Genomic DNA, 24,299 nt, shown 5'->3' on the forward strand with positions numbered 1-24,299 from the left:
ACAATACAAACTGATCGTTTTATTAAGCACGGGAAAACCCGTGAGTAAGGATGCGCTGTTTCAGGAAATAGACTGTTCCGAACCTACATTTATTCGCGATTTAAGGGACATCAGAGAAGAATTTCATGCCGAAATAAAGTTTCACAAAGCCAGCGCTAAATACCAGATGATCGGGGCAGGTGCGATTACGCCCAAGCTTGTAAAATACATGCGCGAGGCGATGACCATGCGTGAGCAGTCCAGGTCATCAACAACCGGTCAGAGTGTTGTGCTGGACAAGGAAGGAAAAAAACCGGTCTCTCTGTCGCTGCGTTTTTCCGTGCTCCGCAAAATAGAGACGTATGGCTATCGCAACGGAATGAACCGCAGCCAGGTCGTTGAATGGCTCGTGGAAAACCACTTTGGCAGTAAGAAAAAATAGCTGAAGATCGGTAGTGGGTCGTATAAAGCGGGCAATAAAAAGGCGGGGTTTTAAACCCGCCTTTTTATTGCCATACCAGGGAATGCAAAGCTTACTTATTGATGCACTCGCCTGTTAAGCTCGCCTTACAGAGCCATATTATACTGCGGCTCTGACGCTTTTGACGTCTCTGCTGCCGGTGCTTCAGCGGATTTACCTGCCATATTAATCACCGGCGGTTTAGTCAGTTGCAGAGTAGCTGCCGTGTCGTTCCACACCTGCTGTGCCAGCGCAGGATCGTCGTTCAGTTTCTTGCCGTAGCTCGGCACAACCTTACGAATTTTTTCCTGCCATTCCGCAGATTTGAACTGCTCCGGGAAGAGTTGCTTAACCACATCCAGCGCAATCGGAGCTGCAGTTGATGCGCCCGGGGAAGCACCTAACAATGCCGCTACCGTTTTCTGCTGATCGGTCACAATTTCGGTTCCCAGTTTCAGCACGCCGCCCTTCTCTTCATCTTTCTTGATGATCTGTACACGTTGACCTGCCTGGATCAGTTTCCAGTCTTCTTTCTTCGCGTTGGGATAATACTCTTTCAGCGCGGCGAAACGGTCTTCTTCACTCAGCATAACCTGACCGACCAGGTATTTAACCAGATCAAAGTTATCCATGCCCACGTTTGTCATCGGAATAACATTCTTGGTAGTGGTGGTGCTCAGCAGATCAAACAGTGAACCATTTTTCAGGAACTTGGTTGAGAACGTTGCGAACGGTCCAAACAGGACAACCTTTTTGCCATCCAGATAACGGGAATCCAGATGCGGCACAGACATTGGCGGTGCACCAACGGAAGCCTGGCCATACACTTTCTGGTTATGACGTTGCGCAATTTCCGGGTTTTCCGTTACCAGGAATGAGCCGCCGACCGGGAAGCCTGCATACTTATCTGCTTCAGGAATGCCGGTTTCTTGCAGCAGCTTCAGAGCCCCGCCACCAGCGCCGATAAAGACATATTTGGCGTCAACGCTACGCGTTTCACCATTTTTGGCGTCTTTGATGGTGACATGCCATGAATTATCGCTGTTACGTTTGAAATCGGTAACTTCAGAAGAAGTTTCCAGCTTGAAGTTATCATTCTTCTTCAGGCTGCCAATCAACTGACGGGTAATTTCACCATAGTTAACATCGGTACCGACCGGCGTCCAGGTTGCGGCTATTTTCTGCTTCGGATCGCGGCCTTCCATAATCAGCGGAGACCATTGCGCAATCTGCTTAGGATCGGTAGAGAATTTCATGCCCTGGAACAAAACGGTTTTTTGCAGAGCCTGATAACGACGGCTCAGGTAATCAACGTTTTTATCGCCCCAGACAAAACTCATATGGTCAGTGGAGTTAATAAATGAGTGCGGATTATTCAGCACGCCCTTTTTAACTTGTGCAGTCCAGAACTGACGGGAAATCATAAAAGCTTCGTTGATTTCTAAAGCTTTCTTAACTTCGATTGAACCATCCGGACGCTCTGGCGTATAGTTCAGCTCCATATTTGCTGAATGGCCGGTACCCGCATTGTTCCAGCCATTGGATGATTCCAGCGCGACACCGTCAAGTTTTTCAACCATGATCTGTTTCCAGTCAGGCTGAAGTTCTTCAAGGAAAGTGCCTAATGAGGCGCTCATGATGCCGCCGCCGATCAGTAAAACATCGGTTTTCTCTGGTGCAGTTTCAGCATGCGCTGCAGAAGTTACTAGCAGAGCCAAAAGGGAAAGCGAAGGCAGTACTTTTGTTGATTTAATCATGCTTAGTCTTCAATATGTCGCAGTTATGGTTAAAAAAAGCTGATTAACTTTAAATTATTGTTACTTAATAGTTGATTTATTTTTAGTTATTTAATTAAAAAAACAGCACCGCCTGTTACTTTAGTTACTAAATGCGCTACGCTAAGAACCTTATTACCTTAATGAACCTGTCACCACAGCCAAAGCCCGCGCCTAAGCGTCCAATGAAACTCAGTACCCTGGCCATGTTAATGATGGGCGGGGTCATATTTACGGTGCTGTTAAGCGTTCATCTGCTCTACTTTATTCAAATTGACAACTTCACGCATGATCATGTGAAAGACAAGGCGCTTGCCGTAGCGCGAACGCTGGCCGAAGATCCACAAATTCAACACAGCCTTACCCTGCCCGCTAACGATGGCGTCATTCAGTCCATTGCTCAGGCGGCAAAAAAGCGCAATGACTTACTGTTTGTCACCGTTACCGATATGAACGGTATACGTTACTCACATCCCAACCGCGCCTTAATTAATAAACGTTTTATTGGCGAAGACCTGCAACCGGCGCTGGCCGGGCATGAAAACGTTGCGTTCAATCAGGGGACGCTGGTAAAAGCATTGCGCGTATTCACCCCGGTATTTAACACCCGGCATCAGCAAATCGGTGTCGTGGCGATTGGGATTTCACTCAGCGATGTTACGGCGCAAGTCAGTAAAAGCCGCTGGAACATTTTCTGGACCACTTTGTTAGGCGGCACAGTGGGATTATTGGGCGTCTTGATGCTGGTCAGGCGCCTGAAAACAATTCTGCTTGGTCTGGAGCCGCATGAAATCTCCAGCCTGTTTGAACAGCGGCAGGCCATTCTTGACTCGGTAAAAGAGGGCGTGATTGCGGTTGATGCCCATGCGCGCGTGACGCTGATCAACCAGGCAGCGCAGCAGTTATTGCGCAAAACAGCCATCGAAGCACCGCTCAGTGGCGATCGGATCCCGGAAAACTCGCTGATGTTAAGCCACCTGCGGGAAGCCCTGCATGACGGTAAGGCGCGACATGATGAAGAACTTAACGTGCGCGGGCGCATTATGATTAGCAATACCGTGCCGGTTCGCAGCCGAAAGCGTATTATCGGCGCGGTGTGTACCTTCCGTGATAAAACGGAAATCAGTCAGCTGATGTTGCGCCTGGACGGCATGGTAAACTATGTCGATGCGTTACGTGAACGCTCCCATGAGTTCATGAATAAGCTGCACGTCATTCTCGGCCTGCTGCATATGAAAAATTATGCGCAGATGGAAGCCTATATTTTAAAAACGGCAAATAATTACCAGACGGAAATTGGGTCGCTGCAGCAACGCATTAAATCACCGGTAATGACGGGATTTCTGTTAAGTAAAATCAACCGCGCCTCAGATAAAGGACATCGCTTGATTCTCAACGATGCCAGTTATTTGCCGGATAGCGGCAGTGAGGAACAGGTTGCGGCGCTGATTATTATTCTGGGAAATTTGATTGAAAATGCGCTGGAAGCGTTAGATCAGCAGCAGGAAGGTGAAATTCATCTGTTGCTGCATTACCAGAATGGGTGGCTATCCTGCGAAGTCAGTGATGACGGTCCTGGCATTCCTGCCGCCCTGGAAAAATCTATTTTCGAAAAAGGCTTTTCTTCAAAAGGCGACGATCGGGGAATGGGTTTGTTCCTGGTTAAACAACAAACAGAAACGCTTGGCGGAAATATCAGCGTCGAATCTGAACCGGGTATCTATACCCAATTTTTTGTACAGCTCCCCTGGGGCAAAGGAAATCAGGCTTTATGATGAATGTGTTAGTGGTCGACGATGATGCTATGGTCGCTGAACTTAACCGTTGCTATATAGAACAGATCCCAGGGCTAACCTGTTGTGGTATCGCGTCAACCTTACAACAGGCAAAAGAGCGATTACTCCAGACCGAGCCGCCGGTTGATCTGATCCTGCTCGATATCTATATGCAGCAGGAAAACGGGCTCGATTTACTGTCAGAATTGCGCAATTCTCACTATCCCGTTGATGTCATCATTATCTCTTCCGCGGCAGATGCGGCAACGATTAAAACCTCGCTTAACTATGGCGTGGTTGATTACCTGATCAAGCCCTTCCAGTTCTCGCGTTTTGAAGAAGCGCTAACCCACTGGCGACAAAAAAGATCGCAGATGGATAATCAACAATATTATCAGCAGGCGGAACTCGACCGCATCATTCATGGCCGCTCACCAACCACCAGTGAGCAGCAACGCCTGCCTAAAGGGTTAACGCCGCAAACCTTACGCACTCTGTGTCAGTGGATTGATGCCCATCCGGACACGGAGTTCTCTACCGATGAATTAGCCGCAGAAGTCAATATCTCGCGTGTATCCTGCCGTAAATATCTGATCTGGCTGGCGGAAATTAAAATTCTTTTCACCACCATTCATTACGGCGCCACCGGCAGGCCGGTTTATCGTTATCGTTTGCAGGCGGAATATCACTCCCTGCTGAAACATTACTGTTAACAGACGTGGCCGGTAAGGGTTCCTCCTTACCGGCCTGCTTAGCGCCAGCCCAGTTCAGGCGCGACCTGAGTTAACACTGCTTCCAGCACGTGCGCGCAATAATCCACGCCCAGCTGATTGGGAATGGTTAGCAGCAGCGTATCCGCTTCGGCAATTGCTTCATCCTGCTTCAGCTGCGCGATTAGCGTCTCTGGCTCTGCGGCGTAACTGCGGCCAAAAATTGCCCGCGTTTTCTCATCCAGATAACCGACCTGATCGCCTTCCTGACGGCTGGCACCAAAATAAGCGCGATCCTTTTCATTCACTAGAGGAAAGATACTGCGGCTTACCGAAACCCGTGGCTTGCGCGCATGCCCCGCTTCCAGCCAGGCGGCGCGATAGGCGCGGATCTGCTTCGCCTGTTGAATATGAAACGCCTCACCGGTTTCATCATCTTTCAGCGTGGAGCTTTGCAAATGCATTCCCAGCCTGGCCGCCCAGATTGCCGTGGCGTTGGATCCCGATCCCCACCAGATACGCTCACGCAGGCCTTCAGAAAAAGGTTCTGGTCGTAACAGGCCTGGCGGATTGGCAAACATTGGCTGCGGATTGGGTTTAGCGAACCCTTCACCGCGCAGCACATCAAGCAGCACTTCGGTATGGCGTCTGCCCATGTCCGCGTCGCTTTCACCCTCCTGCGGCTGATAGCCGAAATAGCGCCAGCCATCAATTACCTGCTCTGGCGACCCCCTGCTGATGCCCAGCTGTAAACGTCCGCCGCTGATTAAATCGGTGACGCCCGCCTCTTCCGCCATATAGAACGGATTCTCATAGCGCATATCGATCACGCCGGTACCGATCTCAATACGCCGGGTACGGGCACCAACCGCTGCCAGCAAGGGAAACGGCGCGCTAAGCTGGCGGGCAAAATGATGTACGCGGAAATAAGCGCCGTCTGCGCCTAAATCTTCAGCCGCTTCGGCCAGCGCGATCGATTGCTGCAGGGCATTAGCGGCGGTACGCGTTGCCGACTGGAACGACGGCCCCCAATGACCAAATGAGAGAAACCCGATTTTTTTCATGCTGTTGCCTTTTATAAAAATGCAGGATACCCGGCACGATTAATACCGGCTTTTTATCTGTTAACTGTAGCGGCCCGGTAGCCGGAAAGCATCTCCCTGCACCAGCAATCAGCCATTTTTATCGGGTAAAAAATGCTGTACAGCGGCAAGAAGAATATCTGTAAGCAAGATTTGACGCTCTGTAAAGATTACCTTACTCTGCGCGCATCGTGATGTAAGCGGAACCGTACATTCAGGGGAAAGCGTGAAGAACCGTAATTTGGGCAGTATTTTTATCGTGGCCGGTACCACCATTGGTGCCGGTATGTTGGCCATGCCGCTGGCCGCTGCGGGTATCGGCCCCGGCGTGACTCTGCTGCTGTTGATAGGGCTTTGGGCTCTGATGTGTTATACCGCGCTGCTGCTGGTTGAAGTCTATCAACACGCATCGGCGGATACCGGACTGGGCACGCTAACGCGCCGTTATCTGGGTCGTCCCGGTCAGTGGCTGACCGGTTTTAGCATGCTGTTTTTGCTCTATGCGCTGACCGCCGCCTATATCAGCGGCGCGGGCGAACTGCTGGCAGCCAGCCTGAGTCAGTGGTTCTCTACGGAAATTTCCGCCAGCAGCGGCGTGCTGCTGTTTACGTTGATTGCCGGCGGCATCGTTTGTGTTGGCACGCAGATGGTGGATATGTTTAACCGTGTGCTGTTCAGCGCCAAGATAATTTTGCTGGTGGTCATGCTGGGCCTGATGATGCCGCATATTCATCAAACCAATCTGCTGACGCTTCCGCTGGAGAAAGGCCTGGTGCTGGCCGCTATCCCGGTTATCTTTACCTCTTTTGGTTTTCACGGCAGCGTGCCCAGCATTATCAGCTACCTGAACGGCGATCTGCGTAAGCTGCGCTGGGTGTTTATCATCGGCAGCGCCATTCCGCTGGTGGCCTATATCTTCTGGCAGCTGGCGACGCTGGGCGCCATCGACCAAAGCGCTTTCAGCGCCCTGCTCGCCAGCCATGCCGGGCTGAACGGTCTGCTGCAGGCGATTCGTCAAATTGTGGCTTCGCCGCACGTTGAGCTGGCGGTACATCTGTTTGCCGATCTGGCGCTGGCAACATCCTTTTTAGGCGTGTCGCTGGGCCTGTTTGATTATCTGGCGGATATCTGTAAGCGTAACGCCAGCGTTACAGGGCGTATGCAAAGCGGGCTAATGACCTTTCTGCCGCCGCTGCTGTTCGCCCTTTTCTATCCGCAGGGTTTTGTGCTGGCGCTTGGCTATGCAGGCGTGGCGTTGGCGGTGCTGGCGCTGATTATTCCCGCTCTGCTGGTATGGCGTAGCCGTCAGCAGCACAGCGCGGCGAGTTATCAGGTCGTGGGCGGCAGGCCATTGCTGCTACTGGTGTTTCTCTGCGGTATCGGCGTTATCGTTATTCAGCTATTGATTGCCCTGGGCTGGCTGCCGGAAGTGGGATGACATCAATCGGACATTAACGTTATTCCGCTGTTCTGATCTATTGCAAGATTAACCCGGATATAACCTGCCTCAGAGGCAACCGTTAAAGGAATAACATGCTGACTAAAAAATTTAAACACCATTTTGCCTGGTGCCACACTGTAGAACAGTCGATCCGGCATGCCGATGTAAAAGCTCTGGATGCCACCCGGGAGCAGCTGATGGATAAGATGGGACAGCCGTTTGGCATGCATACGCGCGGCGTGCCCTTGATCATTGCCACATTATCGCTGTTGCTGGGGTTTGCTATGGTGCAGATCCGTTTATGGGAGCTATTGTTCAGCGGATTTTCCGCCGGCCCACACAATCTGTTTTTTGGCATTTTACCCACGGCGCTGATCTTTGCTGTTGTGCTGAGCGTGACGGTTTACTTCATTGCCCAGGGATATATGGCGGCCGTCAGCCTGTTTTTAAGCATGGCGAAAACGATCCTGATTCTGGATCTGCTCTATTTTGTTTTGTCGCTGTATGACTTTATGCTAAACAAGCCTTATGCGGGAGCGCAACTTATCAGCGCACTACTCGGCATCCTATTTATTATTCTGGCTTTTCTCACTGTCAATGCCCCCTCTTTCAGGGTCATGCTGACCTTGATGTTACATAACCGTATCTGGCGCAGACAGCTACAGTTAAAACGTCAGGCGCTAACCCGGCGCTGAAACAAAACGGGCCAGACGGCCCGTTTTGTTTTCAAAAGGAATAACCTCAGCCCGGCGGGCTTATTTATCTTTGCCGAAGCCCTGCTTTAACAGTGCCGGCAGTACGTTCGGGAAGTAGATGTTTTTATAGTAGTTGGCTACGGTCTGGCTCCAGTTTTCGCCGCCGTCGCGCTTGATATCACGCCAGTGCTGCTCCAGTTCGTGGTTAAACTGACCAATCTTCTCCACCAGGCCTTCCGTCTGATATTTCTCTTCATGACGGAAAGTGGACATCGGCAGGCGCGGCTTGAGATCGGCAGGACGATCAACATAGCCCAGCGCCAGGCCCACCAGCGGGAAGGTCAGCGGCGGCAGCTCAAACAGTTCAATAAACTCTGCCGGGCTTCTTCTCATCCCACCAATCGGCACCACGCCCAGCCCCTGCGCACGCGCGGCGGCCATTGCCGATGCCAGGGCAATCCCGACGTCGGTGCTGCCGGAAACAATGCTTTCAATACTTTCATGCGCGATCTGCTGCTCATCGATCAGGCTCATCGCCTCGCGCGTCTTATGCATATCCAGAACAAAAGTGATAAACACCGGTGCCTGCGCGATCCACGGCTGACCGCCTGCCAGCTCGGCGATTTTAGCTTTGGTGGCTTTGTCACGCGTAACGATCACAGAGACCTGCTGTGAATGAACAGAGGTCGGCGCCCGATAAGCAGACAAAATAATATTATCCAGAACGGCATCCGAAACGGGTTTATCAAGATAGCTGCGATCGCTGCGGTGATTAATAAATGTGTCAATAACCGGATTCATTATATTTCCCTTGTTATAAATATCTGGCGCAGTGTAGAGGAGCGCAACATTAGCGGCTTCGCACTCTGTGCCGCCTGATATTTTCAATTTGCCTTCCCTGTCGCAGGATTTGCCGCCCTGATGCTCAGACATCGCGGCGGTTTTGTGGCCTATTTTTCTGCTAACTTCCCGTCACGCACCTGATACATTTTTTGATTATCGGGTCCGATAAAATCACTGGCCGGCTTGCCGATAATCAGCCGATCATAGGCGCTGGATTTTACGGGCTTATAGTTTTCCGCCTTATTCACCGCCCCTTTACCGGTATAGCGGGCAATATAAGGATAGGGCCAGACGGGGCGCGTCGATGTTACGGCAGCGGCCGGTGTTGCATAAGGCTGACTGGGTCTCTGTAAACCATGAAATTGTTTCTCTGCCGAAGCGCCTGGCTCAGGCGGCATTCCCTGGGGTTCTACCGATGCAGCCAGTTTGCCGGTAATGATTTTTTCCGGTGCCTGCCCTTGCTCAGTCCAGCTTATCAGCGGCGTCAGAAGATCGATCTGATCGTATCCTTCGCCATTGCCACAGTGCGCAACGCCCGGCAACAGGAAGAGACGCAGGAACTGATTAACCGCAGCTGCGCCAAGGGTTTTCTCAACGCCGCGATAATAGGCGATGGAAAATGCCGGACTAATGGAATCATCGGCCAGACCGTGCCAGATAATCAGTTTTCCGCCCCGCTGCTGGTAACGATGTAAATTGGTATTCGCTGCGTTGTACAGCGGTGCCAGCTCAGCGACTGCCGCAAAATTATGGCTGTTAAGCGGGAAATCCTTTATTGAGGTAAGAGTGCGTTTTCCGCCAGTCAGCAGCACCGACTGCAGCGCAGGCAGTACCATCATTTCGGACATAGAATGGCCCGATGCCGAGTCAGGAACGGGCCAGCGCAGCTCCGATCCCAACGGCAGACCGGCTGGAACAAACTGATTGCCAGCGCTGTCGTGCGCGCCACGATAGAGATTTTCTGCCACGGTAATCTCTTCGCGGGTCAGGCAGTCTGATTTATCCTGCTGTTTTTCATCACACTGTTTTACCCAGTTTGCTGAGAAGGTGCAGGCATAAGGATTTTGCAAGATACCATCGTCCACCCCTGACAGCGTAGGGCAATGTTGCAGAACCGCCCGATGCAGAACAGGCAAACGATCCTTTAACAGAATAGCGCTGCCGTCCGGACGTAAGTTCGCCGCCACATTCCAGCCATGATAAAAGGAGTTCTGGAACTGGAAAAATGCCGCAGGCGCGCCGGCAGAAATACCGTCGAAATCCTCCGGATACCGCTGGGCCTCCATTAGCGCTTCACGACCACCATCGGAACAGCCCATAAAATAGGCATACTTGGGCTGTTGACCATAATAGGCAGCAACGAGTGCTTTGCTCAGCCTGGCGGTCAGGTGATTGGCACGCCAGGCAAAATCGATACGTTTTTGCGGATCTTCGGCCCAGCTGGCGTCCATCATGCTGCCGCTGTGCCCCATATTGGTGGCGGCAACCGTAAACGCGCCGTTGGTGGCAGGCGTACAGCCGCTGGCATTAGAGAGCGTAAGATTAATATTGCCGCACAGCCCGCCGCAGCCCACCTGCAGAAAGCGCTGCGTCCACTTCTCCGTCGGCAGCGCCACTTCTATGCCGATCGCTGGCGCAATGGTTGCGGCTACCTTACAGAAGCTTCCCTTTTCTGTTTGTATTACTGAGGCAGAAGTTATGGTCACCGGCGCGCCCACCTTCTCGCTCAGTGAAAGCGTGCTTAACTGCGCACAAGCCATTACTGGCTTAATAACCGGAAGATTTTCCGCCGCGCCTGCAGGCATCATTGCCAGCCATAGCCAACCACAAGCCAGCACCAGTGCCGCCTGATAGCCTTTCTTTACCCACTGTGCCATTTTCATATCCAGTTTATCTGTTTGTCTCGATTTCGCGATCTGACGGTTCTCTCTTTGCCCTGTCTGGCAAAAGCGATGGAGGAGATAAATAGCATTTTTTTCACGGCTACGTCGGACGGAAATGTGAAGAAAACGTCAGGATTGAGCCAGCAAAGCGGAAAAGCATAGTCAGGCAGAAAGAGACAACGAGGGGAAAAGTAAGCATCAGGCCACTTTTTCTTGATAAATTTTTGTTATCAACCACTTAATTACCACCCCGTATTCAGTACCAGTGATAACTGGACAAAAAATAACCATACAGGCGGTGTGGACATTGATTTTCCGGTAATCTTGACTAACTTTATTTACGAGTTCCTGTGTAACCCTTTGCTGTAGACGCCTTTCGTCGTCCGGCACCGCTCATTGCCACGGTGCCGGATTTTTTTATGCCCTAGCGACGAGCCCGTACCAGTTGATAGCGGCGAGTGAAGTATTCAAACGGCGCACTCCAGACATGTACCAGGCGGGTAAAGGGAAAGATCAGGAAAATCGTCATCCCCAGCACCAGATGGACGCGATAGATCCACTCGACGCCATCCAGCCAGGTTGAAGCGTTACCCTGGAATGTCACCACTGACTGTGCCCAGCCTACCAGTTTCATCATCCCTACACCGTCCAGATGGCGTAACGAGAACAGAATCGACGTCAGTCCAAGGATCAGCTGGATCATTAAAATACCCAAAATCACAATATCGGCCCGGCTTGAGGTCGCCCGTACGCGAGGATTAAACATGCGTCGCTTCAGCAGCATCAGGCCGCCAACCAACGCCATCAGACCAAATACCCCGCCCGCCGCCATCGCCAGTTTCTGCTTGGTGGCAATGGCCAAAAAAGGCTCATACACCCAGTGTGGCGTCAGCAACCCGAACAGATGACCAAAGAAAATGCCGATAATGCCGATGTGGAACAGGTTAGAGGCCAGGCGGAAATTCTTTTTATCCAGGATCTGGCTGGAACCTGCGCGCCAGGTGTACTGCCCATAGTCATAGCGTAACCAGCTGCCGATCAGAAACACCGTCCCGCACAGATAGGGATAAATCTCGAAAAAGAAGATGTTCAGATAGTGCATTATTTCGATCCTCCGGCTGACAAATCCAGATATTGCGGGATGGGCTGCTGTTGAAAACGCTGCTGATGCGCTTTCTCCAGCGAGGCGTCGCACGCCTGCGCCCGATCGTCGATAAACTTGATCTGCGCTTCTTCCCAGACGGCATCCAGAGCCTGACGGGTATCATCGCGAGGCTCTTTGCTCACCTGTCCGGCCACGCTGCTGCTGCGCAACGGGCTGCCTGCCCAGATTAATAAGGAATCAAACAGCTGGCTAAAGGCGCTGGCACGCTGTTGCAGCCGCCCACCAATCAGCGCCAGGATTGGAGCCACATCCTGCACGCCCTGACGCGCCGCCGCCTCTGGCTGCTGGCTGAGATATTCAAGATAGAGCGGCAGATAGTCCGGCAGCTCACGACAGTCGAGTAGCAGCCCCGCCTGCTCATACTGCGCCAGCAGATCCACCATCGCCTGACCGCGATCGCGTGATTCGCCATGTACATGTTCAAACAGCAACAGCGAGGTGGCGCAGCCGCGATCGAAAGTTTCACACCACTCCGACTGCCGATCCAGCAGCTCGCCGCTAAGCCAGCGGGTTACAAATGGCTGCAGCATTGGCGTCTGCTGCGCCACCAGCGCGTTCAGTTCATCCTTCTCCTGCCACAGCGCCTTATCCGGATATTCCAGCAGCAGCGCCACTACTTTTAGCATCAGCATTATTCCCCCTCCGCCCGGTGCGTAATGTTAATGGCGTCGATACGACGGCTGTTGAACAGGTTGAATTTGCTGTCGCTGCCGTGGCAGCCGTCGCCAAAGGTAAAGCCGCAGCCGTTGCGCTCCGGGAAGGCATCAGCCGCCAATTCGCGGTGGCTGGTGGGGATCACAAACCGGTCTTCATAGTTGGCAATCGCCAGATAGCGGTACATCTCTTCCACCTGCGCCACGCTGAGTCCGACCTGTTCGATGGCGCGGGTATCGGTCTCACCCTCCACCGTTTGCGCGCGTTTATAGTGGCGCATCGCCATCATTCTTTTTAGCGCCCGCAGCACCGGTGCGGTATCGCCCGCGCTCAACAGGTTTGCCAGGTACTGCACCGGAATACGCAGGGTTTCTACCGCCGGCAGCGCGCCATCCATTGGCAGCGCGCCCGCATCAGCCACCGACTGAATCGGCGACAGCGGTGGTACATACCAGACCATCGGCAGCGTGCGATATTCAGGATGCAGCGGCAGCGCCAGCTTCCAGTCCATCGCCAGCTTCCAGACCGGCGATTTCTGCGCCGCATCCAGTACGTTCTCCGGAATGCCCTGCGCCAGCGCTTCGGCAATGACTTCCGGGTCATTGGGATCGAGAAACACATCAAGCTGACGCTCATAGAGATCGGTTTCATTTTCTGCGCTGGCGGCCTCAGCGATGCGGTCGGCATCATACAGCACCACGCCGAGATAGCGAATGCGTCCGACGCAGGTTTCTGAGCAGACGGTTGGCATGCCCGACTCGATACGTGGATAACAGAAGATGCACTTTTCTGATTTCCCGCTCTTCCAGTTAAAGTAGATTTTTTTATAGGGGCAGCCGCTGATGCATAAGCGCCAGCCACGACAGCGGTCCTGGTCAATCAGTACGATGCCATCTTCTTCGCGTTTATAGATTGCGCCGCTGGGACAGGTCGCCACACAGCTGGGGTTCAGACAGTGTTCGCACAGGCGCGGCAGGTACATCATAAAGGTGTTTTCAAACTGGCCGTACATCTCCTTTTGCATCGCCACAAAGTTGCTGTCCTGAGATCGCAGGCTGAACTCGCCGCCCAGGATCTCTTCCCAGTTTGGCCCCCACTCTATTTTCTTCATGCGTTTGCCGCTGATCAGCGAACGCGGGCGGGCAATCGGCTGATGTTTGCCTTCTTTGGCGTTATGCAGATGCTGATAATCAAAACTGAACGGCTCATAGTAGTCATCAATGCCCGGCACCTCCGGGTTAGCGAAAATCTTGGCCATTACGCCCGCTTTGCCGCCAAGCCGCGGCTCCAGCTTGCCGTTGATTTTACGGATCCAGCCGCCCTTCCATTTATCCTGATCTTCCCAGGCTTTTGGGTAGCCGATGCCCGGTTTGGTTTCAACGTTATTGAACCAGGCGTACTCCATGCCTTCACGTCCGGTCCAGACGTTTTTACAGGTAATGGAGCAGGTATGACAGCCGATGCATTTGTCGAGATTCATCACCATCCCGACCTGTGAACGTATTTTCATTGCGCTTCCCCCTGCACCTGGTCCTGGCCTTCGCCATCCAGCCAGTTAATGTTTTTCATTTTACGGATCATGATGAACTCGTCGCGATTAGAGCCGACGGTGCCGTAGTAGTTAAAGCTGTAGGCCAGATGCGCATAGCCGCCGATCATATGGGTCGGTTTCGGACAGATGCGGGTAACGGAGTTATGAAAACCGCCACGGATGCCGGTAACCTCCGAGCCGGGAATATTGGTGATGCGCTCCTGCGCGTGGTACATCATGGTAGATCCAGGCTTCACGCGCTGGCTGACCACCGCACGGCAGGTCAACGCGCCGTTGGCGTTAAACACCTCTACCCAGTCGTTGTCTTTGATCTGCAGCTCACGCGCATCCTCTTCGCTCATCCAGATAATCGGCCCGCCGCGCGACATGGTCAGCATCAGCAGGTTTTCGCTGTAGGTAGAGTGAATGCCCCATTTCTGGTGCGGCGTCAGGAAGTTCAGCGCTTTTTCCGGATAGCCGTTTGAAGGGATATGCTGTAGCTGAGTGACGCTGCGCGTATCAATGGGCGGACGGTAGGAAACCAGGCTTTCGCCAAAGGCGCGCATCCAGGGATGATCCTGATACAGCTGCTGTCGCCCGGAAAGCGTGCGCCACGGGATCAGCTCATGCACGTTGGTATAGCTGGAATTATAAGAAACATGCTCATCCTCCAGACCGGACCAGGTGGGACTGGAGATGATCTTACGCGGCTGTGCCTGAATATCGCGGAAGCGGATTTTTTCCTCTTCTTTGCGTCGCGCCAGATGGGTATGCTCGCGCCCAGTGATTTCGCCCAGCGCTTCCCAGGCTTTTACCGCCACCTGACCGTTGGTTTCCGGTGCCAGCGTCAGGATCATTTCCGCCGCATCGATGGCGCTGTTGATCATCGGCTGCCCTTTCGCCGGCCCCTCCGCCTTGACGTAATTCAGCTTGCGCAGCAGCTCAACCTCATTTGCCGTATGCCAGTTAATGCCTTTGCCACCGTTACCGATGGTTTCCAGCAGCGGACCCACGGAGGTAAAGCGCTCCCAGGTGGCCGGATAGTCGCGCTCAACCGTAATAATATTGGGTGCGGTTTTGCCGGGGATCAGATCGCACTCGCCTTTATGCCACTCCTGGATTTCATAGGGCTGTGCCAGCTCAGCGGGCGAGTCGTGCTGAATTGGCTGTAGCACCACATCGGTCTCCTGACCGAGATGGCCAACACAGAGGTCAGAAAACGTTTTGGCGATATCTTTGTAGATTTCCCAGTCGGAGCGCGACTCCCAGACCGGATCCACAGCGGCGGAGAGCGGATGAATAAACGGATGCATATCCGTGGTGTTCATATCATCCTTCTCATACCAGGACGCGGTCGGCAACACCACATCCGAATAGAGACAGGTGGTGGACATGCGAAAATCGAGCGTCACCAGCAGATCCAGCTTGCCTTCCAGCGCTTTGGTTTGCCACTCCACCTCTTCCGGGATCGCATCGCCTTTGCCGATGCACTCTTCGCCCTGAATGCCGCTGTCGGTGCCGAGCAGGTATTTCAGCAGATATTCATGCCCCTTACCGGAGGAGCCGAGCAGATTAGAGCGCCAGATAAACAGGTTGCGCGGGTGGTTATTACCGTCGTCGGGTTGTTCACAGGCGAAGCGCAGCTTGCCGCTTTTCAGCGCGTCAACGGTATAGTCAACCGGTGACTGGCCCGCCTCTTTTGCCAGTGCAGCGATGCGCAACGGGTTAGTATTTAGCTGCGGCGCTGAAGGTAGCCAGCCCATGCGTTCGGCGCGTACGTTGAAATCGATCAGCTGGCCGGTGAATTTTTGCTTTTGGGCAATAGGTGATAACAGCTCGCTGATGCTCAGTTTCTCAAAGCGCCACTGGCTGGCGTGCGCGTAAAACCAGGAGGTGCTGTTCATCTGACGCGGCGGCCGCGTCCAGTCCAGCGCAAACGCCAGCGGCATCCAGCCGGTTTGCGGCCGCAGCTTTTCCTGACCAACATAGTGTGCCCAGCCGCCGCCGGTTTGTCCCACGCAGCCGCAAAACACCAGCATATTGATCAGGCCACGGTAGTTCATATCCATGTGATACCAGTGGTTGAGACCGGCTCCCACAATGATCATCGACCGTCCGCGCGTTTTATGGGCGGTCCCGGCAAATTCGCGGGCGATATGCTCCAGGTTTTTGCGCGGCACGCCGCTGATCTGCTCAGCCCAGGCAGGCGTGTAGGCTTTGATCTCATCATAGCTTTGCGCGCAGTTGGCATCATCCAGACCGCGATCCAGCCCATAATTCGCCAGCATCAGATCGTATACCGTGACCACGCGTCCGATGGTGCCATCCGCCAGCGTAATTTGCTTAACCGGCAGCTGGTGCAGCAGGATGGGATCTTGCTTAACGTGGCGGAAGTTGGGGCTTTCATTACCGCCATAGTAGGGAAACGCCACCGGAACCACTTCATCACGATCGTCAATCAACGACAGGCGCAGCGCGACTTCGCTGCCTGCTGCCTGTGGCTCAAGGTTCCACTTCCCTTTTTCGCCCCAGCGGAAACCGATTGATCCGTTAGGCACCACCATCTCACCGCTCTCACTCAGGGCGACGGTTTTCCAGTCGGGGTTGTTGGCCTCGCCCAGCGCATCGGTGATATCGGCGGCGCGCAGCAGGCGGCCAGAGGTGTAATAGCCGCTCTCTTCCGGCTCCAGCAGCACCAGCATCGGCATATCGGTATAGCGCCGCGCATAGTTGAGGAAATAGTCGCTGGGGTTTTCCAGATGGAACTCTTTCAGGATCACATGCCCCATCGCCATCGCCAGCGCGCTATCGGTCCCCTGTTTTGGTGACAGCCACTGGTCACACAGCTTGGCGACCTCTGAATAGTCAGGGCTGATGGCGATGGTTTTGGTGCCTTTATAGCGCACCTCGGTAAAGAAGTGGGCATCTGGCGTGCGGGTCTGCGGTACGTTCGAACCCCAGGCGATGATATAGCTGGAGTTGTACCAGTCGGCGGATTCCGGCACGTCGGTCTGCTCGCCCCAGGTCATCGGCGACGCGGGCGGCAGATCGCAGTACCAGTCATAAAAACTCAGGCTGGTGCCGCCGATCAGCGAAAGATAGCGCGTTCCGGCTGCGTAAGAGATCATCGACATGGCCGGGATCGGCGAAAAACCGGCCACGCGATCGGGGCCGCAGTGTTTGATGGTCCAGATATTGGCGGCGGCGATCAGCGTATTCAGCTCTTTCCAGTCGGAGCGGATAAAGCCGCCGTGTCCGCGCGCCTGTTTATAGCTGCGGCTTTTTTCGGGATCGGTGACGATAGCGTTCCAGGCCAGTACCGGATCGCCGTGCTGCGCCAGCGCCTCGCGCCACAACTCCACCAGCCGTCGGCGCACCAGCGGATACTTTAGCCGGTTGGCGCTGTAGATATACCAGGAGTAGCTGGCGCCGCGTGGGCAGCCGCGCGGTTCATGATTGGGCAAATCGGGGCGGGTGCGTGGATAGTCGGTCTGCTGCGTTTCCCAGGTGACCAGACCATTTTTGACATAAATCTTCCAGCTACAGGAGCCGGTACAGTTTACGCCGTGGGTGGAACGTACAATTTTGTCGTACTGCCAGCGCTGGCGATAGCTGTCCTCCCAGTCGCGGTTGCTGTTCATCAACTGCCCGTGTCCATCCGAGAAGGTGTCGCTTTTCTGGCGAAAATAGCGAAACTTGTCCACTAGCTTACTCATTACCCACTCCTGGCAGAGAGTTTCCCTGCGGTTACATGGCTCAAATTACATAACCTGAAAAACAGATCGAAGAAGATGCCGTGCTTAGTCTTTAGTAAAGCGGCGCCCGTAAACCAGCCAGGTCACCAATGTGCAGACAACGTAGAAGACCAGGAAAACTTTCATCGCTCCGACCGGCGAGCCGGTCATCGCCAGCGATGTGCCGAAGGCTTTTGGAATAAAGAAACCGCCGATAGCGCCGATGGCGGAGATAAAACCCAGCGCAGCGGCGGTCTCGGTCACCGCCACATGTTGCGCCTGCGCTTCAGTGCCGCCAGCCGCCAGCACGCGTTTGCGCGTCAGGGTGCGGAAAATCACGGCGATCATCTGAAAGGTTGAGCCGCTGCCCAGGCCAGCGGTGAGAAACAGACCCATAAACACGGCGTAAAAGGCAGTAAAACTGCCGGTGCCGTGTCCTGGCAGCGTCGAAAACAGCAGCAGCGTAAACAGAGCCATCAGCATAAAGTTCACCAGCGTGACGCGAATGCCGCCGAGCTTATCGGAGATAATGCCCCCAGCCGAACGCGCCAGCGCGCCTAAAAATGGCCCAAAAAAGGCCAGTTTCAGGATATCGACATCGGGAAACTGCGTTTTTGCCAGCATGCCAAAACCCGCTGAAAAGCCGATAAAAGAGCCAAAGGTTGCCAGATAGAGCAGGCTCAGCAGCCACATATGGCCGCGCTTCAGTACCGTAAGCTGCTCGCGTAGCGACGCCTGCGTGCCTGCCAGCGTATCCATACAGAACCAGGCGGCCAGTACCGCGATCATCAGCAGCGGCACCCACAGCCACGCGGCATTAGCCAGCCACAAACGGCTGCCGTCCGGCTGCTCTACGCCATGAACGCCCAGAAAGGTAAAAATCGGTAGCGAGATCACCACAGGCGTCAGCAGCTGCATCACGCTGACGCCCAAATTGCCCAGCCCGCCGTTAATGCCCAGCGCGCTGCCCTGACGTGCCCGGGGAAAGAAAAAACTGATATTGCCCATGCTGGAGGCGAAATTCGCCCCGGCAAAGCCGCACAGCAGCGAGATTACAATAAATACGCCGTAAGAGGTGTCAGGATTTTGTATGGCGAAACCCAGCCAGGCGCAGGGAATAATCAGAATGGCGGTGCTGATCACCGTCCACTGCCGACCACCAAACAGCGGCACTGCAAAGGAGTAAGGTACGCGCAGAATCGCTCCGGAAAGTGAAGGCAGCGCGGTAAGCAGAAACAGCTGATCGGTCGTGAAATGAAAGCCAACTTTATTAAGGTTTACCGCTACGGCGCTGAACAGCATCCAGACGCAGAAGGCTAACAGCAAAGCAAAAACAGATGTCCATAAATTACGTTGCGCGATTTTTTTGCCGGTTTTCTCCCAGTAGCGCGGATTTTCGGCATCCCAGCCGCACAGCGCGGCATGCGTCGATTTCTCATGTGTGGCCATATTCACGTTCCATGGTAAGAATCAATGAAGGCGGACTGAAGCAAAGCGACAAATCCCCGTAAGCGTAGTCGGGTTATTTAGAGTGATCAATAATCAATCAGTAATTATGATTAGGGTAATAATCAGGCATGAAGGTAAAATTTACGTAGTTAAAACAAGAAACTAAAAATGAGACTCTTGTCTACCTCTAAAGAATTAATCGCCCCGCTTTGGGCATAAGGAAAAAGGAATGGTACGCAGCGGGCCGGTTTACCGCGCTGACCATTTCCTTGAAAAATGAAGGGATTTTATAGGGGGTAGCAATGGCTTATTTCCCACGAACGCACTGCATATAATTGTGGATTGACAGGGAACTGACTAACAACTTAGCGTGGCCCTGCCGCTGTTGTTTACTTGAACAATGTCACATTTTTAGCCTGTAACTTTCGCTCCAGAACAAAATACCGGACGGGATTTTAAACGCCGGTAGAGAAGCAGCGACAGCATGGCCGATAACGACAGCAGCGCGGCGGGCAGAGCCACATAGTTATAGGGAAAATGGGTGGTAAGCATGGCTCCGCCGCAGAAGGCGCCTAGGGCGCTACCAAGGTTAAACGCGATTTGCCCGCCCGCCGCGCCCAGCATCTCACCGCCTTTGGCATTTTGTAGCAGAAGAATTTGCAACGGCGCAGAGAGCGCAAACAGTCCGGCGCAGATAATAAACGCCAGGCTGAGCGAGGCGATATTCTGATAAGCGAAAAACAGAGTTAACGTTAACGCGACGGCAATCGTGAAGTTCGTTATCGCTGCAATGCGCAGCGGCGAAAATCGGCTGGATAACCTCCCGCTTACTATATTGCCCAGTACCATGCCCAGCCCTGCCAGCATCATAATCAGCGGCATCACCTGGTCGGAAAAGCCAGAGACGTAGATCATCACCGGCTTGATGTAGCTGAACCAGGCAAATACCCCGGCGTTGCTGCACAGGGTAGCCAGAAAAATCAGCCACGGCGCGGCTGATTTCAGGAAGTGGAACTGTTCGCTGAGTTTGGTTGGCGCGTTATCAGAAATATCAGGTATCCAAAAAACAATAGAAGTGATTACCGCGATATTAAAAACAGAGATCAGCAGGAAAGTTGATCGCCAGCTAAATTCATGGCTCAGCAATGTGCCCAGCGGAATGCCAATCAGGTTCGCCAGCGTCATTCCGGATACCATGCCTGCTACCGCTGCGGTCACTTTACCCGGCCTTATTACCCGGGTCAGGATAATCGCGCCGACGCCAAAGAATGCGCCGTGCGGAAAGCCGGAAATCAGGCGAGCAATAATCAGCATGGTATAGGAAGAGGAAAAGGTGAAGATAGCGTTGCCAGTAATGCACAGCGCCGCCAAAAATAGCAGAATCGTTTTCAACGAGAACTTATGGGAGATAACGGCAATCACCGGCGCGCCGATAACCACGCCGAGCGCATAAAATGAGATCATATGACCTGCGGAAGATACCGGGATGTCTATATCACGAGCCAGTTCGGTCAGTATGCCCATAATTCCGAATTCGGCCATGCCGAGTCCGAATGTTCCCAGCGCCAGGGAAATAATCACTTTGTTCATACTGCTAACCCTCGAGCTTTTTTTTATGGTGTCACGAATGGAGTTAACAGAGCATTCACTATTCTCGTGATGTTATTAATAAACCTGCTAATAAAAAATCTTAAGGTAAAGGATGTCATATTTTCAGCCCGTAGCGCTTAACCATGCCAGCCGTCTGCTTAATCACGGGATCACCAGCTTCGATGCTGCCTCCGGCAGACGTAATGTTATGGCCGCGGCCTGGTCAACGCCGGTTGAGTTTGTCCCGGCGCGTATTGCTATTGTGGTGGATAAAGGCACCTGGTCGCGAGAAATCATTGAGCAGAACCAGGCATTTGCTATCTGCGTACCTACCGCTGCCATTGCTGATTTAACCTGGGCGGTTGGCAGCGTTTCCGGACGCGATAAGAATAAGTTTGAACACTACAATATTGAGGCTAAGCGTGGACCCGAGCTCGGCCTGCCGGTGATCGAACAGGGCTGTGCCGCCTGGCTGGAATGCCGACTGCTGCCGGAAACCCAGGCGCAGCAGCAGTACGATACCTTATTTGGAGAAGTGGTCGCTGCCGCCGCCGATACGCGTATTTTTAACCAGGGCCGCTGGCAGTTCTCAGCCGAACATCCTGAGCATCATACGCTGCATCATTTAGGCGCCGGAAGCTTTGTTACCAGCGGGCCGCTGATACAGGCAAAGCCGCTCTGATCTTTCAGCCATAAAAAAAGCGCCCTTGCAGGCGCTTTTTACTTTTGCTTCGCGTTAGTTATTTCAGGCGGAACGCCACTACGCTGTCTCCGGCTTTGGTACCCAGCGAACCGTGGCCGCCTGCGGCGATCACCACATACTGTTTGCCATCGCTGCCCTGCCAGGTCGACGGCGTAGCCTGCGCGCCAGCGCTCAGCTCGGTCTGCCACAGCAGTTCGCCAGTATTGATATCATAGGCGCGGAAGAAGTTATCCGCCGTCGCGCCGTGGAATACCACATCGCCTGCCGTCACCAGCGGACCGCCATGCGCCACCATTCCCATCGGGAAACCGATCGGGAAACGCCCCGGCAGGAAGCTGGTGTTGAGGTTTTTCGTGGTGCCCACGCGGCGCAGCCATTCGGTTTTACCGGTTTTCAGATCCACGCCAACCATACGTCCCCACGGCGGGGCGATACAAGGAATGCCCAGATCGGAAGCCAGCTGCTGAATATGAATGGCATAGTCGCCGTGGAAGTTCTCATTCCAGTAAGGCTGTCCATCCTGAGTGAACATACGTTTCGTAGCCGTTTCCGGCGTACGCTTGATCAGCGTATATTTATAAGCCAGGCGCACCGGCGAAGCGATCAGGATCTGTCGCTCTGGATCAACCGCCACGGAACCCCAGTTAAACACGCCGATATTACCCGGGAATATGATAGAACCCTGCTCGGTAGAAGGCGTCCAGGGATTACCGTCATAGCGCAGCGATTTAAAATCGATACGGCAGGCCATCTGATCGAACGGCGTAATGCCCCACATCGATTTTTCAGTCAGCGGCTCCGGCAGGAAGTTCAGGCTGGAAACCGGCTGGGTCGCGGCAAATTTCTCACCGTCAACGCCATCGGTCGAAACCGGTACCTGCCTGACGGGATAAACCGGCTCGCCGGTCAGACGATTAAGAACAAAAAGGTTGCCGGTTTTGGTCGGCAGGATCACCACCGGCTGTTTGCTACCCTGATAATCGATATCAAGCAGTGACGGCTGCGACGGGTTATCGCGATCCCACAGGTCGTGGTTAGAGCTCTGGAAACGCCATTTAAAGGTGCCGGTCTGCAGATCCAGCGCCACCAGCGCATCGCGGAACTTCTCGGTATTGCTGTTGGCATCGCGCTCGATACCCAGCTCATCCGGCGAGGCATTGCCAAACGGCACATAAACCAGGCCGTTATGCAGATCGGCGCTCAGAGTACCCCAGGCGATCGGCGTATCGTAAGGATAGTTTTGGTTAGCGGCAATCGGCTGGGTTTGCGTTGGGTTGGCAGGATCGAAATTCCATACCAGGCGACCACTCTGCACATCATAGGCACGAATCACGCCAGATGGGTTGCCCTTATCAAAACCGTTATCCATGACCGAGCCGCCAACAATCACCAGATTGCCCGCTACCAGCGGTGCGGCGGTCTGCATCAGCGCATGCGGACGGATTTCGCCCATATTGGCGCGCAGATCCACAATGCCGTCCTGGCCGAAATCGGCGCATCGCTTGCCGGTATCCGCATCCAGCGCCACCAGTTTGGCATCGGTGGTAGCATTAAAGATACGCTTGCGGCAGATTGCCGGCGCATTACCCTGCGGCTGAGCGGCGCTGGCTTCATAGTAGCTAACGCCACGGCAGGTCTGGTGCTGCTGCAGATAAGAGCGATTCTTTTGCGGCACATATTTCCATTTCAGCTTGCCGGTTTCCGGCACCAGCGCATGGATTTCATTATGCGGCGTACAGAAATAGAGCGTGTTATTTGCCTTGAGCGGCGTCGCTTCAAAGGTATATTCGCTGGCATCATCGCTTTGACGCAGATCGCCGGTGTGATAAGTCCAGGCAACCTCCAGATTATTCACGTTTTGCTTATTAATCTGGTTCAGAGCTGAAAAGCGCAGGCCGTTGTTAGTGCCACCGTAAGCGACCCAGTCATCGTGTGCGACGGCGGCACTGCTGGGCTGGCGGGCATTGGTAATTTTACCTTCCTGCGGCAGCGGATCGTAGAACATCAGGCCAATTACCACCGCGATAATAATAATCAGCGTAGACCCCAGGAACGGATGAAACTTACGTCCGGTCAGCGGACGTACCACCCACGGCATCGCCAGCCAGACACCGATCAGGCCGAGGACATCGCCACGCGGGATCCACTGCCATTTATCGAAGCCCACCTCATAAATAATCCAGAACAACGTAATCCACAATAAAACGGCACAGGCGGTTAAGGCGATTTTCTTATTCATCGCCAGGGTAATGGCGATAATCAATAGCCCGATGGCCATGACTGCGTAAAATGGGCTTCCCCCAAGCAGTAACAGCCTGCCGCCCATATAAAGCATAGCTATGCCGATCAGGGCGATAACTATCCCGGTAATTTTGTTAATCATGTTTCCCTCATAACAATTTACAAAAATTGAAAGTAAAACTAAAAAACATTACATCAAATCAACACAATTTTAACTTTGAAGCACAGGCATTAAAATCCCACAAAATCTTATCTGTTAAGAGCATTTAATGATTTTCCCGGTGAAAGATCGATCTCGCTTGCGCCTGCCGCTTCCAGCCATACATTGAAATTAATAAATTAGCGAAAATAATAAGACAGGCTGTAAAGCATAGAAAAGAATTGCCACGTAATGCTAAAAAAGTTGGCTTTCAGCGGGCGGGCTCTCTGATAAGGAAGGTTTTTTTGCCTGATAAAACGGCTGCGGGAAAGCGAGAGATGCAGGCAATTAATCAATTGCCGCAATAGTGTGCGCATCCCTGCGAATGGCACCATCCCTCTTCTTACAATGAACAACCTCTATGATTTTACACATCCTCCCTGGTACGCC

The 24,299-nt window shown here is 53.4% G+C and carries 17 protein-coding genes; 6 read left to right on the forward strand and 11 right to left on the reverse strand.

What is annotated here, in order from left to right; genetic code table 11:
• The first annotated feature begins 40 nt into the window (after positions 1-40).
• Positions 41-421, forward strand: coding sequence for a tellurium resistance protein TerW (locus tag ACQE3Y_RS11240; protein WP_426972599.1), 381 nt, complete (start codon positions 41-43; stop codon positions 419-421).
• Between the two features lie 125 nt (positions 422-546).
• Here ACQE3Y_RS11240 and mqo read toward each other — a convergent pair whose 3' ends face one another.
• The gene (mqo, locus tag ACQE3Y_RS11245) at positions 547-2,196 is read right to left on the reverse strand and encodes a malate dehydrogenase (quinone) (protein WP_426972597.1); all 1,650 of its coding nucleotides are present in this window, start codon (positions 2,194-2,196) and stop codon (positions 547-549) included.
• A 161-nt stretch (positions 2,197-2,357) separates the two neighbouring features.
• On the opposite strand from mqo, the gene ACQE3Y_RS11250 reads away from it, so the two are divergent.
• Positions 2,358-3,989: a sensor histidine kinase gene (locus tag ACQE3Y_RS11250; RefSeq protein ID WP_426972595.1), complete on the forward strand. Its 1,632-nt coding sequence runs from the start codon at positions 2,358-2,360 to the stop codon at positions 3,987-3,989.
• Positions 3,986-4,702: a two-component system response regulator DcuR gene (gene dcuR / locus ACQE3Y_RS11255; protein ID WP_426972593.1), complete on the forward strand. Its 717-nt coding sequence runs from the start codon at positions 3,986-3,988 to the stop codon at positions 4,700-4,702. Before ACQE3Y_RS11250 ends, dcuR begins: the two co-directional genes overlap by 4 nt.
• Positions 4,703-4,740: 38 nt before the next feature.
• On the opposite strand, the gene ACQE3Y_RS11260 is transcribed toward dcuR, so the two are convergent.
• Complete coding sequence (locus tag ACQE3Y_RS11260; RefSeq protein ID WP_426981696.1) at positions 4,741-5,763, reverse strand: LLM class flavin-dependent oxidoreductase; 1,023 nt, start codon at positions 5,761-5,763, stop codon at positions 4,741-4,743.
• Positions 5,764-6,007: 244 nt separating this feature from the next.
• On the opposite strand from ACQE3Y_RS11260, the gene tyrP reads away from it, so the two are divergent.
• Both tyrP and ACQE3Y_RS11270 read left to right on the forward strand, forming a co-directional pair.
• Positions 6,008-7,219 carry a tyrosine transporter TyrP gene (gene tyrP, locus ACQE3Y_RS11265; RefSeq protein ID WP_426981697.1) on the forward strand — a complete coding sequence of 404 codons (1,212 nt, stop codon included), beginning with the start codon at positions 6,008-6,010 and terminating at the stop codon, positions 7,217-7,219.
• A 95-nt stretch (positions 7,220-7,314) separates the two neighbouring features.
• Positions 7,315-7,917, forward strand: coding sequence for a hypothetical protein (locus ACQE3Y_RS11270; protein ID WP_426981698.1), 603 nt, complete (start codon positions 7,315-7,317; stop codon positions 7,915-7,917).
• 60 nt (positions 7,918-7,977) lie between these two features.
• On the opposite strand, the gene ACQE3Y_RS11275 is transcribed toward ACQE3Y_RS11270, so the two are convergent.
• From ACQE3Y_RS11275 to araJ, 8 genes are all read right to left on the reverse strand, one after another.
• Complete coding sequence (locus tag ACQE3Y_RS11275; RefSeq protein WP_426972586.1) at positions 7,978-8,718, reverse strand: nitroreductase family protein; 741 nt, start codon at positions 8,716-8,718, stop codon at positions 7,978-7,980.
• A gap of 149 nt (positions 8,719-8,867) precedes the next feature.
• A complete protein-coding gene (locus tag ACQE3Y_RS11280; protein ID WP_426981811.1) occupies positions 8,868-10,568 on the reverse strand; it encodes a tannase/feruloyl esterase family alpha/beta hydrolase in 1,701 nt (566 codons plus the stop codon).
• Positions 10,569-11,067: 499 nt separating this feature from the next.
• Positions 11,068-11,745 (reverse strand): respiratory nitrate reductase subunit gamma, encoded by a 678-nt coding sequence (narI, locus tag ACQE3Y_RS11285; RefSeq protein ID WP_426972584.1) that lies wholly within the window; start codon positions 11,743-11,745, stop codon positions 11,068-11,070.
• A complete protein-coding gene (gene narJ / locus ACQE3Y_RS11290) occupies positions 11,745-12,440 on the reverse strand; it encodes a nitrate reductase molybdenum cofactor assembly chaperone (protein WP_426981699.1) in 696 nt (231 codons plus the stop codon). The genes narI and narJ overlap by 1 nt, the downstream gene beginning before the upstream one ends.
• The gene (narH, locus tag ACQE3Y_RS11295) at positions 12,440-13,972 is read right to left on the reverse strand and encodes a nitrate reductase subunit beta (protein ID WP_426972580.1); all 1,533 of its coding nucleotides are present in this window, start codon (positions 13,970-13,972) and stop codon (positions 12,440-12,442) included. The genes narJ and narH overlap by 1 nt, the downstream gene beginning before the upstream one ends.
• Positions 13,969-17,709 carry a nitrate reductase subunit alpha gene (locus tag ACQE3Y_RS11300; protein WP_426981700.1) on the reverse strand — a complete coding sequence of 1,247 codons (3,741 nt, stop codon included), beginning with the start codon at positions 17,707-17,709 and terminating at the stop codon, positions 13,969-13,971. Before ACQE3Y_RS11300 ends, narH begins: the two co-directional genes overlap by 4 nt.
• A gap of 84 nt (positions 17,710-17,793) precedes the next feature.
• On the reverse strand, positions 17,794-19,176 hold the full coding sequence (gene narU / locus ACQE3Y_RS11305; RefSeq protein ID WP_426981701.1) for a nitrate/nitrite transporter NarU: 1,383 nt from the start codon (positions 19,174-19,176) through the stop codon (positions 17,794-17,796).
• Positions 19,177-19,587: 411 nt separating this feature from the next.
• Positions 19,588-20,766, reverse strand: coding sequence for an MFS transporter AraJ (araJ, locus tag ACQE3Y_RS11310; RefSeq protein WP_426981702.1), 1,179 nt, complete (start codon positions 20,764-20,766; stop codon positions 19,588-19,590).
• A 112-nt stretch (positions 20,767-20,878) separates the two neighbouring features.
• Between araJ and ACQE3Y_RS11315 the strand changes: the two genes are divergently transcribed.
• Positions 20,879-21,448 (forward strand): flavin reductase family protein, encoded by a 570-nt coding sequence (locus ACQE3Y_RS11315; protein ID WP_426981703.1) that lies wholly within the window; start codon positions 20,879-20,881, stop codon positions 21,446-21,448.
• A 58-nt stretch (positions 21,449-21,506) separates the two neighbouring features.
• Here ACQE3Y_RS11315 and ACQE3Y_RS11320 read toward each other — a convergent pair whose 3' ends face one another.
• Positions 21,507-23,852, reverse strand: a complete 2,346-nt coding sequence (locus ACQE3Y_RS11320) for a membrane-bound PQQ-dependent dehydrogenase, glucose/quinate/shikimate family (RefSeq protein ID WP_426981704.1) — start codon at positions 23,850-23,852, stop codon at positions 21,507-21,509.
• Positions 23,853-24,299: the final 447 nt, after the last annotated feature.

Source organism: Pantoea sp. FN0305, from assembly GCF_050113845.1.
Taxonomy (GTDB): domain Bacteria; phylum Pseudomonadota; class Gammaproteobacteria; order Enterobacterales; family Enterobacteriaceae; genus Mixta; species Mixta alhagi.

Excerpts from the sequence above, each read along its gene's own strand:
- ACQE3Y_RS11270 (WP_426981698.1), top strand. The coding sequence starts at position 7,315 with ATGCTGACTAAAAAATTTAAACACCATTTTGCCTGGTGCCACACTGTA.
- araJ (WP_426981702.1), bottom strand. The coding sequence starts at position 20,766 with ATGAACAAAGTGATTATTTCCCTGGCGCTGGGAACATTCGGACTCGGC.
- ACQE3Y_RS11250 (WP_426972595.1), top strand. The coding sequence starts at position 2,358 with ATGAACCTGTCACCACAGCCAAAGCCCGCGCCTAAGCGTCCAATGAAA.
- narI (WP_426972584.1), bottom strand. The coding sequence starts at position 11,745 with ATGCACTATCTGAACATCTTCTTTTTCGAGATTTATCCCTATCTGTGC.
- narU (WP_426981701.1), bottom strand. The coding sequence starts at position 19,176 with ATGGCCACACATGAGAAATCGACGCATGCCGCGCTGTGCGGCTGGGAT.
- ACQE3Y_RS11320 (WP_426981704.1), bottom strand. The coding sequence starts at position 23,852 with ATGATTAACAAAATTACCGGGATAGTTATCGCCCTGATCGGCATAGCT.
- ACQE3Y_RS11315 (WP_426981703.1), top strand. The coding sequence starts at position 20,879 with ATGTCATATTTTCAGCCCGTAGCGCTTAACCATGCCAGCCGTCTGCTT.
- narJ (WP_426981699.1), bottom strand. The coding sequence starts at position 12,440 with ATGCTGATGCTAAAAGTAGTGGCGCTGCTGCTGGAATATCCGGATAAG.
- ACQE3Y_RS11275 (WP_426972586.1), bottom strand. The coding sequence starts at position 8,718 with ATGAATCCGGTTATTGACACATTTATTAATCACCGCAGCGATCGCAGC.
- mqo (WP_426972597.1), bottom strand. The coding sequence starts at position 2,196 with ATGATTAAATCAACAAAAGTACTGCCTTCGCTTTCCCTTTTGGCTCTG.
- narH (WP_426972580.1), bottom strand. The coding sequence starts at position 13,972 with ATGAAAATACGTTCACAGGTCGGGATGGTGATGAATCTCGACAAATGC.
- ACQE3Y_RS11280 (WP_426981811.1), bottom strand. The coding sequence starts at position 10,568 with ATGATGCCTGCAGGCGCGGCGGAAAATCTTCCGGTTATTAAGCCAGTA.
- ACQE3Y_RS11260 (WP_426981696.1), bottom strand. The coding sequence starts at position 5,763 with ATGAAAAAAATCGGGTTTCTCTCATTTGGTCATTGGGGGCCGTCGTTC.
- dcuR (WP_426972593.1), top strand. The coding sequence starts at position 3,986 with ATGATGAATGTGTTAGTGGTCGACGATGATGCTATGGTCGCTGAACTT.
- ACQE3Y_RS11300 (WP_426981700.1), bottom strand. The coding sequence starts at position 17,709 with ATGAGTAAGCTAGTGGACAAGTTTCGCTATTTTCGCCAGAAAAGCGAC.